This window comes from Nitrosopumilus sp. (assembly GCA_029862745.1).
GTDB lineage: Archaea > Thermoproteota > Nitrososphaeria > Nitrososphaerales > Nitrosopumilaceae > Nitrosopumilus.
The window spans coordinates 128,180-141,295 of sequence record JAOTWS010000002.1 but is presented as its reverse complement, the minus strand read 5'-3'; the positions used below and the strand labels follow the sequence as shown (position 1 = coordinate 141,295).

Annotated in this window: 17 protein-coding genes; 7 read left to right on the top strand and 10 right to left on the bottom strand. The window is 31.2% G+C overall.

The features are described 5' to 3' along the window. Positions 1–27 precede the first annotated feature (27 nt). From OEM44_02715 to OEM44_02705, 3 genes are read left to right on the top strand one after another with little or no spacing between them, the layout of a single operon-like run. Positions 28–1,263 carry a glycosyltransferase gene (locus OEM44_02715; protein ID MDH3515714.1) on the top strand — a complete coding sequence of 412 codons (1,236 nt, stop codon included), beginning with the start codon at positions 28–30 and terminating at the stop codon, positions 1,261–1,263. Positions 1,264–1,307: 44 nt separating this feature from the next. Then, positions 1,308–1,727, top strand: a complete 420-nt coding sequence (locus OEM44_02710) for a hypothetical protein (GenBank protein ID MDH3515713.1) — start codon at positions 1,308–1,310, stop codon at positions 1,725–1,727. Between the two features lie 14 nt (positions 1,728–1,741). Beyond that, positions 1,742–2,143, top strand: a complete 402-nt coding sequence (locus tag OEM44_02705) for a hypothetical protein (protein MDH3515712.1) — start codon at positions 1,742–1,744, stop codon at positions 2,141–2,143. Between the two features lie 7 nt (positions 2,144–2,150). Here OEM44_02705 and OEM44_02700 read toward each other — a convergent pair whose 3' ends face one another. Both OEM44_02700 and OEM44_02695 read right to left on the bottom strand, forming a co-directional pair. Beyond that, positions 2,151–2,945 carry an SDR family NAD(P)-dependent oxidoreductase gene (locus OEM44_02700; GenBank protein MDH3515711.1) on the bottom strand — a complete coding sequence of 265 codons (795 nt, stop codon included), beginning with the start codon at positions 2,943–2,945 and terminating at the stop codon, positions 2,151–2,153. A gap of 35 nt (positions 2,946–2,980) precedes the next feature. Beyond that, entirely contained in the window at positions 2,981–3,997 is a 1,017-nt protein-coding gene (locus OEM44_02695; GenBank protein MDH3515710.1) for a flippase-like domain-containing protein, read from the bottom strand. A gap of 351 nt (positions 3,998–4,348) precedes the next feature. Here OEM44_02695 and OEM44_02690 point away from each other — a divergent pair, with 351 nt between their 5' ends. From OEM44_02690 to OEM44_02680, 3 genes are read left to right on the top strand one after another with little or no spacing between them, the layout of a single operon-like run. Beyond that, entirely contained in the window at positions 4,349–5,107 is a 759-nt protein-coding gene (locus tag OEM44_02690) for an ATP/GTP-binding protein (GenBank protein ID MDH3515709.1), read from the top strand. Beyond that, positions 5,108–6,046 carry a homoserine kinase gene (locus OEM44_02685; GenBank protein MDH3515708.1) on the top strand — a complete coding sequence of 313 codons (939 nt, stop codon included), beginning with the start codon at positions 5,108–5,110 and terminating at the stop codon, positions 6,044–6,046. After that, a complete protein-coding gene (locus OEM44_02680; protein MDH3515707.1) occupies positions 6,046–6,720 on the top strand; it encodes a 7-cyano-7-deazaguanine synthase in 675 nt (224 codons plus the stop codon). Before OEM44_02685 ends, OEM44_02680 begins: the two co-directional genes overlap by 1 nt. 2 nt (positions 6,721–6,722) lie before the next feature. Here the strand turns inward: OEM44_02680 and OEM44_02675 are convergent, their stop codons facing one another. The 7 genes from OEM44_02675 to OEM44_02645 form a co-directional block, all read right to left on the bottom strand. Beyond that, positions 6,723–6,974: a hypothetical protein gene (locus OEM44_02675; protein ID MDH3515706.1), complete on the bottom strand. Its 252-nt coding sequence runs from the start codon at positions 6,972–6,974 to the stop codon at positions 6,723–6,725. A 43-nt stretch (positions 6,975–7,017) separates the two neighbouring features. After that, complete coding sequence (gene folE, locus OEM44_02670; GenBank protein MDH3515705.1) at positions 7,018–7,575, bottom strand: GTP cyclohydrolase I FolE; 558 nt, start codon at positions 7,573–7,575, stop codon at positions 7,018–7,020. A 64-nt stretch (positions 7,576–7,639) separates the two neighbouring features. Continuing rightward, positions 7,640–8,353 carry a 7-carboxy-7-deazaguanine synthase QueE gene (locus tag OEM44_02665; protein ID MDH3515704.1) on the bottom strand — a complete coding sequence of 238 codons (714 nt, stop codon included), beginning with the start codon at positions 8,351–8,353 and terminating at the stop codon, positions 7,640–7,642. Between the two features lie 40 nt (positions 8,354–8,393). Continuing rightward, positions 8,394–8,588, bottom strand: a complete 195-nt coding sequence (locus OEM44_02660) for a ceramidase (GenBank protein MDH3515703.1) — start codon at positions 8,586–8,588, stop codon at positions 8,394–8,396. A 45-nt stretch (positions 8,589–8,633) separates the two neighbouring features. Further along, on the bottom strand, positions 8,634–9,632 hold the full coding sequence (locus tag OEM44_02655; protein ID MDH3515702.1) for a hypothetical protein: 999 nt from the start codon (positions 9,630–9,632) through the stop codon (positions 8,634–8,636). After that, positions 9,629–10,690 (bottom strand): MarR family transcriptional regulator, encoded by a 1,062-nt coding sequence (locus OEM44_02650; GenBank protein MDH3515701.1) that lies wholly within the window; start codon positions 10,688–10,690, stop codon positions 9,629–9,631. Before OEM44_02650 ends, OEM44_02655 begins: the two co-directional genes overlap by 4 nt. Before the next feature lie 4 nt (positions 10,691–10,694). Beyond that, complete coding sequence (locus tag OEM44_02645) at positions 10,695–10,982, bottom strand: MarR family transcriptional regulator (protein MDH3515700.1); 288 nt, start codon at positions 10,980–10,982, stop codon at positions 10,695–10,697. A 976-nt stretch (positions 10,983–11,958) separates the two neighbouring features. Between OEM44_02645 and OEM44_02640 the strand changes: the two genes are divergently transcribed. Beyond that, positions 11,959–12,423, top strand: coding sequence for a transcriptional regulator (locus OEM44_02640; protein MDH3515699.1), 465 nt, complete (start codon positions 11,959–11,961; stop codon positions 12,421–12,423). Positions 12,424–12,435: 12 nt separating this feature from the next. Here OEM44_02640 and OEM44_02635 read toward each other — a convergent pair whose 3' ends face one another. Next, positions 12,436–13,077 (bottom strand): Snf7 family protein, encoded by a 642-nt coding sequence (locus OEM44_02635; protein MDH3515698.1) that lies wholly within the window; start codon positions 13,075–13,077, stop codon positions 12,436–12,438. Between the last annotated feature and the right edge of the window lie 39 nt (positions 13,078–13,116).

Below are 13,116 nucleotides of genomic sequence, written 5' to 3'. Positions count from 1 at the left end.
TTAAGCAGGAATATTTGGTTTCATATTGTGTTCAAAATAGGAGAATTCATCTATCCGTGGGGAAGTGGTCACTATTCACGAATGATGAGGCTAAATGAAGTACTAGGCGATCATATTAAAGAAAAATTTGAGGTTCATTTTTCAAGTAAGGATCATGTATATGAAAAATTATTAAAAAAATTTCCAGATCAAAAAGAGAACATTCATGAAATTTTGATGCCAACACCAATAGATGGAAAATTTGGTCCAAGTGTTTCAATGTCATTACTTAATTTGTTATTTCCAATTGCTAAAAATCCATCATTGATTAGTCAAATTATAAACTATTTGAGAGAGGAAAAAAAACTATACAATAAAGAAAAATTTGATTTAGTAATTAATGATGGAGATATGGGATCAAACATTCTTGCAAAAAATCGTAATATTCCTAGTTTATTTGTAACAAATCAATTTAAACCAAAATTATATAATTCAAGATCGTATCTTTATCCATCATTAATTTTTATTGCAAAACAAATCGCTAAAGCATCAAAAATTCTTGTTGCAGATTCTCCACCGCCATACACAATGTGTGAATATAATTTGAATTTCACAGACGAAGTAAAAGAAAAGATAACATACGTAGGACATTTTACAAATAACAAGGAAATTAAAAAAGAAAATATTTCTGATCTTGAAAAATTAATTCAAGATAATGAATTTGGATATTGGATGAGGACTGGAAATAAGTCTACTAATGATGGCACTGGTCAGAGATATGAAGAAGTATTTATTAAAGATGAGATGAATAACGAGCAAAGAATTATCTCACATGCAAAAAATGATCCCAGTATTGATTCTGTTTTAGGAAAGAATGGTAAAAAATACTCAGTATCAGAAGCATTGGAAAAAAATATTGATTGGATACAAATTGATGTTGGTTTTCTATCAGAACAAGAAAAAGATACAGTTTTAGATTTATGCAAATATGCAGTTATTAATGGTTCTCATACTACAATGGGTGAAATAATTGGAGGAAAAAGAAAGCCAATAATTGGAATACCCATTTATGATGAACATACAAACAACATAAAATGGGCTGAAGATAGAAATCTTGGTGTATTAACAATCAAAACAAATCAAGTTATTCAAGCCATATCCAAAATTAAAGAAAATTATGAAGAATTTGAAGAAAAATTACGCGAATTTTCAATGAATTTTATTCCTAATGGGGCAGAAAATTCAGCAAAGATAGCCTCTCAAGCCTTAGAAGAAAAGAGATAATACATTATTTTGAAGATTTTTTGTATCTGGCACGCGGGATTTCGATGGGCGAACGGACCGCAAGGGATGATGAAAAAATCCGCGTGTCAGATAATATCGATCAGTTTAGAATGTGGGAACGCTTTTATGGAAAAAATTTAGCTAAAATGATAGTGCCTAACTGTCCAGAATGTACATCACGAGAGAAAAAGAAAATTGAAGCAAAGTATGAAGCAGATTTCCCAGAAGAGGAGAGAAACAGGGATGCTTTGTTTAAGTTATTTGATGAGATCGATATTCCAATGAAAATGGACGAAAAGAATAGAAGGCATTTCATTTGTAAGCGTTGTGGGTTATATGCAACACGCGAAGAAATTTCAGATATTAAATTTAAGTTAAATCAAAGAGAGAGAACACGTGATGACAAGCATGATGACTATCTTGAATGGTGGTCAAAAAGTAAAAAAGAAAAAGCAGAGAATTAGAGGGGATTTACAATATGGTAAAAAAGAAAGAAGATGATATTCCCGATTGGGTAACTGACGAAATCCAAAATGCAAAATTCAAAAAGCCTCAAGAGATGGTAAAGACAGGGTATATTTTAGAGATATATGAAAGTGATAACAAAATTGATGCACAACTGTATGAGCCTGTGGAAGATGGACGACACATAGTAACAATGGATTTATCAAAAAAGATCAAGATAGGTAGCTTAGAAAAAGGAATTGTCTATGAATTTACTTTTGATCAACATAAAGCTCCATTAAGCAAAAAAGTTTCAGAATTTCTAGAAAAGGAAAAAGAAATCGATATGAATGCAATATATCAATTTGAATTAAAATCACTTGAATTGTTAGATGTTGGCTCTAATGAATCTGTAGATAATGATTTAGAAGAATAAAATATTCTTATTTTGTAGAATTTAGATATTTTTTAAAAGACATTCCTAAGATAGGATTGATAAAATAGGGAAATGTGTTTTTAATCCATACTGCACCTCTCACTACAGACGGAACTATAATTTCCAGTCTTGGAGAATTAGCTGCCTTCAGAATTGCTTGGGCAACTGTTTTAGAATTAAGTGATGTGGGAGAATATTTTGGCATTTTAGCAAAAGAATCATGATCAAAAAAATTGCTTCTTACCATAATTGGACTGACAACAGTAACTCCCACACCAGTATTTTTTAGCTCGTGTTTAAGACCCTCTGAAAATCCAAGCATCGCAAATTTTGATGCGCAGTATGAGGCAATTCCCGGTAAACCAAAACTTGCTGCAACAGATGCTACATTAACTATGTGTCCAGACTTTCTGTTTAGCATCACTGGAAGAAAATTCTTAATGCAGTAAATCATTCCAAAATAATTTGTTTCCATCTGAGATTCAATGTCATCTATAGAAAGATCAGAAACAGAGCCATAGATTGCAAATCCAGCGTTATTTACCAAGATATCAATATGGCCAAATTTATCTAGAACTTTTTTTGACATTTCATTTACTTGATCTTTTTTTGAAACATCACATTGGCAAACTAGTGTCAAAACAGGAAATTTTTTTAATTCGCTTGCAACTTGTTCAAGCTTGTCTTTTGTTCTTGCAACTAAGACTATGTTAGCACCTTTTTTTGCAAATTCGATTGTTGTATCTTTGCCAATTCCAGATGATGCACCAGTAATTAGAACTACTTTATTTTTAAAATCCATAAGTAAAAAAAAATCATTTAAAGATAAAGTGCTTTCTATGTATCTTTTGTATTTGATATTTTACTCAAGGCTAATTTTACTAAAAGTAGCCAAGTAAAAACAATTGGGATGTAATAGGTAGCAATTCTCCAGCCAATAACTGCATCCCAAGCAACTACATCTTCTGAAATTTCAAATGCAAAAGGATCCAAATTATTCAAATATGCAACAATTCCAAATTCCGCCAAGCCAGAACCACCGATCGTAATTGGTAAGTTTCCAATTGCATTTGCACCCATAACTGCCATAATAGAATCAAATGAATTAATTACAAATCCAGTACCTATTGCAATAATCATAAAAGAAATTCCATAAAATGACCAAGAAGCAAGAGAAAATACAAATGAAATAGTAAAGATTTTTTTAGATTCAGGTGTTTTTAGATTTTCTCTACTCATAGAGCATACTTCTTTCATCCAAGTGTTTGTTTTATCAATGACTTTATTGCCCTTTTCTTTTCCAAATCTTTTTACAAGATGTGCTAAAACGTTCGGAACTTGGAACGTATGTTTAGAAGAAAGGAAGAACATTATCATCCATAAAGATGTGATAATAATGCTGGTAGCTAAAATAACAGCTCCAACTACGTATGCACCATTTAGCAATGCAATAATTCCTGCCATGATAGATAGCAAACCTGCAGCAAATACTTCAGTGACAATATCCATTATTGCAATCCATGCAGCCTTTGCAGGGTTAATTCCTTTTTTGTGTAAATAATAGATTACAACAAACTCTGCTCCAACAAACATGGGAGTTGTAAATTTAATGAATTCACTTCCTACCCTGACACCAACTAATTTGAAAAAGGAATCAAAGTTACCAAGATATTTTCTTGCAATGTATGCAAATTTAATTCCTTGAAGGCCCAATTTAATCATCATTGCAACAACTGCGCCAGCAAATGGAAAGAATCCTATAGCTAAAACATCTTCAGGTTTAATGTCAAATTGGATTGCAATAAGGAAAATTGGAATTAAGGTAACAGGGATAGCTATTAGTCTCCAATTCATTAATAATTTTTTTGAGGAATCAAATATGAAAGTTGAGTAAATTTCTAGTCATCAAAAATCCACGCCTGAAATTGGACAATGCAAAATTGATTTAATTGATGTTTTTATGTTAATTTTGCAGTTTTATCTTGATTTTATCAAATAATGATTCTAACAAAGTTTAAAAAAATTCGATCTTGGAATAATTGACTAACCAAATTTTTTGATATTATCTTCCTTTTCTAAAATATTTTGAATCATAAATCAAATGGAGTTTTATTTGATTGTTTAATACCAATTTAAAAAAATTAAGAATAAAGTATGGTAATCAAGCTAGTTTGAAATATAAGCAAATCAAGAAAATCAAATGGATTGAAATCAATTTTTATTTCTGGTACTGCAGGTTCAGGAAAAACATTACTCACATCAAAGTTACATGAATATTACACAAAGAATGGTGCGTTTGCTGCTATCTTGAATTTAGATCCAGGAGTTGATAATTTACCCTACACATGTGATGTAGATGTTAGAGATTATGTAGACTATGTATCTATAATGCAACAGTATGAACTTGGTCCAAATGGTGCTATGATAATGGCAAATGATTTGATTGCATCAAAGATAGATGATATTCAAAATCAAATAGATAGAGTGAATCCAGATTATCTGATTGTTGATACTCCTGGCCAAATTGAATTATTTGCATATCGTTCAAGTGGACGTTTTGTTGTAGAGAATCTTTCAGCAGAAGAGAAGACAAGTATTTTTATTTTTGATGGTGCGTTAATCACAACGCCAGTAAATTTTGTTTCAATTGCACTTCTTGCTACATCAATAAGATTACGTTTGAACTTGCCTGCAATTAATGTCTTAACGAAAACAGATCTTATTGGGAATAAATTAAAAAATATTTTAGAGTGGTCAACAAACATGAGGACATTAGAAAATGCCATCGCTAAAGATACTGATGGCGATACTTTTTCATTGACTACAAATATCTTACGAGGTTTAAACTTGGGTGGATTTGCACAAGGACTAATTCCTATATCTAATGTTACAGGTGAAGGTTTTGTTAATCTTGAAGGTGCTCTAAGCAGAATTCTTAATTTGGGTGAGGAAGTAGAAGATTAAATGGTATCAAAAATTACAGTTAAAGCACCATCATCTACTGCAAATCTAGGTCCAGGATTTGATGTGTTTGGATTAGCAATAGATGCATTTTATGATATAGTCACTCTAACTAAAACAAAGAATGGAATTACAATAGTAACTGATGACAATATTCCCATAAATCCTGAAAACAATACAGCTGGATTAGTTGTGAAAAACATGAAGAAAGAATTCAAAATAAAAGATGGTGTTGAAATTAAAATCAAAAAGGGAATTCCTGCTGGGTTTGGAATGGGTAGTAGTGCAGCATCAGCATCAGCGACTGCAGTTGCATTTGATAAGTTATTTAGATTAAAACTTGATGGAAATTCCTTAGTAGAATTTGCAGGATCTGGAGAAAAAGCAAGTGCAGGATCTATTCATTATGATAATGTTGCAGCCTCCGTATTAGGAGGTTTTGTAATTGTAAAAACAAACCCTTTAGATGTTATTAGAATAGAACCACCAAGTAATCTCAGAATGTGTATTGCAGTTCCAAAACTTGATGTTCCAAAAAAGAAAACAAAGGTATCAAGAGGTGTAATTCCAAAAAAAATTAATCTAATTGATAGTATTTTGAACATATCAAATGCTGCTGGAATTGTTGTAGGCTTTATGAGAAAAGATCCAGAGTTGATTGGGAATTCAATTAAAGATGTAATAGTTGAACCAGCAAGACAGCATATGATCCCAGGATTTCTTAAAGTCAAAGAAAATACCTTAAAAGCAGGGGCATTAGGTGTTACAATAAGTGGGGCAGGGCCTTCAGTAATTGCATTTTCAAAAAGTTCTGCTAATTTGAAAAAAATTAACATAGCCATGTCAAAGGGGTTTGCATCTGCAGGTATAAAATGTCAAACAATAATATGTAAACCTAGCAACGGAGCAGAGCAGATAAAAGAAAATAAATTGGAAAAATAATGAAAAAAGCTGTCATTGTTTTTAGTGGAGGAGTGGACTCTATTTGTGCAGTTTCATTTTTGAAACCAAAATATGAGTTATATGGAATTACATTTTCATATGGTCAAAAGGCAAATAGAGAGATTTTAGCTGCAAAATCATTTGCAAAAAAACTTGGTCTAAAACAACATAAAATTATAGATATTGGATTTATGAAAGATTTGTATGGTAATTCAAATGTTTTAACAAGTACAAAAAGAAAGATTCCTACAAAATTTGATTATTCAATTGTAGTACCAATTAGAAATGCGGTTTTTTTATCAATAGCATCAGCGTGGGCTTTTACACTTGATGCTTCATTAGTTGTATATGGTGCACATACTGGAGATAGTCATTATCCTGATTGTAGACCAGTATTTGCAAAAAAACTGCAATCAGCATTTAATCAAGGAGAGATTGATGGTATTAACTCAAAATTACGAAAAAGTATTGAGATTTGGTCACCATACCGTCAGGGATTGTCAAAAAGTGATTTACTAAGATCAGGTGTAAAGGTTTTGGGAGATTCAATTTTCAAAACTTGGAGTTGTTATTCTAATAAAAAATATCACTGTGGAGTTTGTGAATCTTGTAATAATAGAATAAGTGCATTCAAAAAAGCTGGAATCATAGATAAAACAAAATATCTGAAATAATTTTAGTAACTATTCCTCAGAATTTTCTTTTTTAGGATAAAGCTCCTAATGCCAACATACCAAGTTAAGAAGATCAATCCAACAATTCCCATGAACACATAATTTTGAATTTCCGGAGTAAGTCCTTCAATAGAATCAGTTATTTTACTTGATGTAATCATAGATATTGCAATAACAATTATGCACTCAATTGCATACCATGTCCAGTTCGGCCAAGATTCCTTTGGAACGTGAATGTAAGGGTTTGCTCCCATATCTATAAACAAAAATAATGATTATTTAATTTTTGAGTATTGGTTAAAAATAGGAATCTGTCAAATTTTTTCTAATTTGTGTCATTATGGCTGCTTTTTCTTCTTTATTTTCATATATTCCTCTAAATGCTGAGGACGATAGCATTGCGTCATTTTTAACACCACGCATTTTCATACAAAGGTGTTCAGCATCTACTAAAACTATAACACCATTAACTCCTTGAGCATTTAACTCATCGGCGATATTCTTAGTTAGTCGCTCTTGAATTTGAAGTCGCTTTGAATATTTTTCAACTAGTCTAACAAGTTTTGATATACCAAAAACTCTGCCATTGGGAGAGTAGGCAATATGGATTTTTCCATAGAAGGGTAGCATGTGATGTTCACACATTGAATAAAATTGAATATTACGTGCAATTACCACATCAGAGTCTTCTGAGAACTGTACAGAAAGCTCGGAATCAGAATCATAGCCTCCGAAGATTTCTTTGTACATATTTGCAATTCTTTCAGGAGTTTCTCTCAATCCCTCACGAGTAGGATCCTCACCTAGTTCAATGATTAATTCTCTAACAAGTTTTTTTACGCGTTCCTTATCCATGTAATGTTTTCAGACGATTTTTCTAGTATTTGAACCTAATCAGTTTTTTAGGAAGGGGTTAATTTTATGGTGCGCCAATTAATTTGTGTAGTTGAGGAACAACCTTAACATCAATATAATATGGGAATACTAAATCATATAAATTCAACAAAAGATCTAATGATGGTTCAGATATACCGTATGTCGGTTGAATAATAAACCCATCAATGTCATCCCTAGATACAATTTTAAAAATATCCTTTACTAGTTCTTTAAATTCATTTAAATCAGTTTTTGAACTAACTACAATTTTGATATAAGTTGTTTTCTTTGCTTTTATAGATGAATCAAGGCATTTCATTGTGTGGCTAATTAATTTATCATAGTATTGCGAAGCTATAAAATCAGAATCCTTTGTTTTGAATTCTATTTTAACAATATCAATGAACGGTAAAACGTGATTGAATCTATCAATATCAAAGCATGATGATTCAAGATATGTGTGAATTTTTTTGTCTTGAATGTGTTTTGCAAGTAATGCAACTGCTTCATGTTGAATTAGAGGATCACCTCCAGTAAAATTTACTTTGTATGTGTTATTTCTTAAATTAGAATCAATTAGATTGCTTGCATCTTCAATTGTATATTCTGTTCCAGAATCAAGTGGGAGTGACTCCTTTGTATCACAATAAAAACAAGTAAAAGGACATCCTGCAAATCTCACAAAAAGAGTCTTTGTACCATAAAGAATCCCTTCACCTTCAATTGATGTAAATATCTCAAATAACCTGACTTTCAAGTAATAATAGTAATTTTTTTCATTATTTATTCAATGACTTTTAATGCATTACAGGTTCTTTGGTATAAAATAATCCAGAAACGACAAATGCTACTCCCAAGATACCAATAGTACTACCAATAAGCTCAACTTGATTCTTAAAATCTCCTTCCATTGGAGCCCATAACCAAGCCATTAATGCACCAACAATTATCATTGGTATGCCTACACCAACAATTATCGATTTTGATGCCATGCTAAATTCTGTTTAGAAAATGTATATGAAGTTTATGATAATTTATCAAAGAGAATTTTTAATGTCTTCTAATTGTTTTGCTAAATCCCTTAGAAGATCATTTGATACTTCAAATTCTCCATTGTACAAATGACGCTTAATAATTTGAATAGTATTTGTAGCATCTTTTAAATCATCTAGATTTACTCCATCTATTTGAGATAGTCTAGATATGGTTTTTTCTAGTTGTAAAACTCTAGATTCAAGTCTATCATTTTTTGTTAATTCAAACTGATCCTTAATAGATATAATTTCTCTAATTTGTTCAATAATTTCATTTTTATCATTAGCCAAGGATAAATTTTCTTTGGCTGTTTCAAGTTGTTCTATGATTTCATTAGGAATACCCTGTTTTTTAGCATTTTCAATTAATCTATCAAGTTGTTCCAAGTATTGTTTAGCATATTGTTTAGCACGTTGAAATTCTTGTTTTGATGCTTCCTCACGAAGTTCCTTGTTTAGTTCCACAATTTTTTCTTTAATTTTAGAGAGTGTTTCTAATGCTAGAGTAAATTGGTGATCACTTATCTCCTTTCTTGCTTGACTGAATAATTCATCAAGTTCAGAAAAATCAATTATTGTATTGTATTTTTTAGCAATTGTTTTTAGGCTTGCAACGTATACTTGTAATCTTTGAATATCATTTGATGGATCTTTGACATCCTTTCTAACAGTTGTTTCTGCTTGAGGAGTAACATTAGATGAAGATTGTCTAGAAATTTCGGTAAAAATTTTCATTGCAGAGAGAAAATATTCTTTTGCAGAATTAATATCATCATTTGCAAGTGCATTTTCTAGAGCAATTACTTTTTGTGTGCCTTCTTCAAATAATTCTTTTATTTTATCTGAAGAATTATCAGAGATTTGATTGTGAATTTGTTCTTGTGCACGTTTTGCAATCTTTAGAATAGCAGGATCATCTTGAGCAAAAACATTGCTCGTCATGCCTCCAAAAACTATACTTGTAACTAAAATCAATAAGGCACAAGTTTTGATAGTCTTCATTCTTCTTCCTCCACATTTTTCTTTAATCGTATTAGATTTTGCAAATCCTTTTTAGAAGTTTCAATTACTCCTAATCTTTCTAGTCGTTTTACTGCTCTCCACATTGTAGTTCTCGGTTGTAGGAATTTTTTTCTTAGATCACTTTCTAAGATCTCTCCTCCATTTTCAGAAATAAATTTTACAATTTCTTTATCATCATCACGCATGTCAGGCCTTAGGCTAAAAATAGTTTCAATATCATTAGAGACAACATTTGTTCTAGGTTCAAAAGTATTTTCAGTTTGTATTACTGGTAAAGATTTTGTTTGTTTTCGCTTAATCATAATAATTGCTCCTGCTACAGATACTACAATAGGAACTCCAATCAAGGCAAATATTGGAATATCCACAGATTGTTGTTCTGGGGTTGGAGTAGGGGTTGGAGTAGGGGTTGGAGTAGGGGTTGGAGTAGGGGTTGGAGTAGGGGTTGTATCTAAAATATAGTTAATTTCTGAAAAACCTGTACTTAGGTCTAATTTGGTTTGTTCGTTAATTATTTTCATATTTGACGGAAGGGTAGTCATTCCTACAATAATGGAGTTTGGTGGCATTAACAATGAATAATCGGTTGGAGAGTCAAGAGAGAAAGTCCAAACTCTTCCCTCTTTTGAAATTAAGTCATGAATATCATAATCAATTGTAATAGTGAAAGAACCAAAAGTATCAATAGTTGCCTTGTCACCAACTATTTCACTAGATAACAAAAATCCATTTTCACCAACTGCCACAAAGTTATCAATAGATGAACCAAATAGATCAACTTCAAAGTCAGGATCTAATGGATCTACATCTAACTTAGATGAAACATGGGTAGAACCATCCGAATAAAGAGTAAGATCAAGAGTTCGAGTAGAACTGAATGAGGTCTGAATGGGCATCGTGAGTGCAACGATAATTAAGCTTGCAACTAGCAGTGGTGTCTTAATCATTATTTCGAGGATACCATTAGTCCTTACAAAAAGCATTCCATCTTCTCTAAGAATCTCTTTTCTATGGATTTGTACGATTTCTGGGTTCATTGGCTCAATACCTTAGATTCATGCTTTCTACCAGTCCCTGGAATCTCTTAAATTCCTGAAAAAACTGAAGTCCTTTTTCAGTAATCAAAAAGACTCTATTCCTATCATTTTTGACGGATTCGACTAAGCCTGCTTCTACCAGTTTCTCACATTTGTCTAGTACTGCGTAGTGAGATAGGTTGGCTTTGCGAGAGATTGCAGATACAATGACTCCACCACGACCGCCATCAGCGGTAACGTCTAAGATATCACCCATTATGCCCATTTCGGACCTGTATTGTTGTTTTGACATGCTCTAGTATAGAACTAATTAGTTAATGAGGAATATTTTGAAACCTCAAAGCGGAACACAAAGCGGAACAGCTGTTTCTGTAAAAAAATAGCCAACTTTTTAAAAAATTAGTGTACAATGAAAAATTCAAATAAAATTCATACCTAAAAAAGTGATAGAAAATCAGGAGTTTTTGTAGAAATATCTATAATCATCATTTTTCCAAAAATGACTGAATTTTTGGGTATTTTATGCAATTTTCAAGAAATTTTCCATATAAGGAACAAGGCGTTTCATTGCCATTACTAAATTATTATTTATACAATCTATTGATACGATAAAATTGTAAAAGTAAACTTATTGGAATTATTGTTATATTCATGAATTGATGCTTCAGCATTATCTGTAACATACTCATTTGTAGAGGATTATTAAATAGAAAATAGAAAAGTTGCTCAAAATGCAGGAAAAACCTTCAAAAAAGGAAGACAATTATTCTTACTAAAATATTTCATGAAAGGCTCGAAGTTCAACATTATATTATACAAGAATAACTCCTCGGATGGAAAAATAACAAAAATGGTAGAAAATAGTAGTAAATTTCCAGATAATCACATACTAAAGATTAGAGAAGTAAATTTGACCCAAAATTTGGTGAAATATAATAATATGACAAAGTAATGGATGTTTCAGAGCCTCAAATAAGGATCGTTATAATGTAATATTTTTTGCAAAAATTACTGAAATGATCATGAGAGTTTATTGATAAATTCCTTTATTATAAATTCTGGATTAAAATCTGAAAAAGTCAAAATATCAGATTGTCATATTGGAAATATAACCATAAATTGAGAAAAATCAATTCTTTCTACCAAGATTTTAGAAATCCAATATTATAGGTTAATTGTCATTTTTTAATTGAATAAAAATCATTCACAAGGTCAGCTTTGAGATTCATAATAACTTTTTATTCCCTTTTTAAAAGAAAAATCATAAAATGTTTGATAAATTCAAAGATGGTGATGAAGAAATGGTGGAAGAAAAAACACAAGAAAGTGAAAATATTGATTCTAGCTCTAAAGTCGAGTCATCAAACGAGATTGGTATTAGTGAGCTAATGGGAAAACGTGCAAAATTAGAAGAAGCCATAGATTATGTTGGTTTGATGATAAAGAATCTCAAAGACAAAAGAACCCTACTTGAAAAAGATATTGAAGAAGAATCAGTTGATATTAAAAATCTTAGAGAAAAATTACAAAAAGTTAGTGAATATATTGATGAAGAGAATAGAGGAATTAAGGAGCTTGCAAAAAAAAGACTACAAGTAGAAACTGAAGCTGATGAAGTAGGTTCAACTATCAAAATTTTACAAGAGAAACTTGTAGGGGTTGACAGAATAATTGATAGCGAAGGAAACAGAGTCAAAAAAATCAAAGAATCTAGAGATTCTATTGATGGTTAAAAAATTTAGATATTATAGAAATTTGGTATTAGTTGCTTGATAACTATTTGTAGGAACTGATGGAAACATCTGTCCTGCTGAGTTTTCTGCTACAGCGGCAGCTTCTTTCAAAATACTTTCAGATTCTGAATTAGTAGTTGAATCTACCCCAAATACTGAATCTCCAGAGAAACTTTCAGTCATAAAGCCTCCAAGCATTTCTGCCATTTGACCAATTTCTTGTTCTGCTCCAGGCATTATTTTTCCTAGAGATGATTTTAGATTCTTCATCAAACCCATTGTAGGTATAATTGCTACAACTGTATCTCCAAGATCACTACATGTAGTTAATCTTAATTCAATTCGTTCTAACGCGATTCTAGCATTACTCAAAATTTTTGTAACTTTTCTTACTTCAGCAAGCTCATTTCCAAGAACTTTACTAGTTTGAACATCATGTTTTTGTGTAGCATCTACAATTCTTTGAAATAGTTTAGCATCACGCTCTTTTAAGCTTGTAAGCATTGAATCTAATTTTTTAATTTGTAATTGTAATTTTCTAATTCCTTCTTGAACTCTTGGTTTTAATGCTCCCTTTGGTTTGATTGTATCATTAATTTTTTCAGTAATACCAGATTTTGGTTGTTTTGACCAATTTTTTGATAGATTCGGCAATGTATCAAATTTTATAATCTATACTTAATGTCGGGTGTG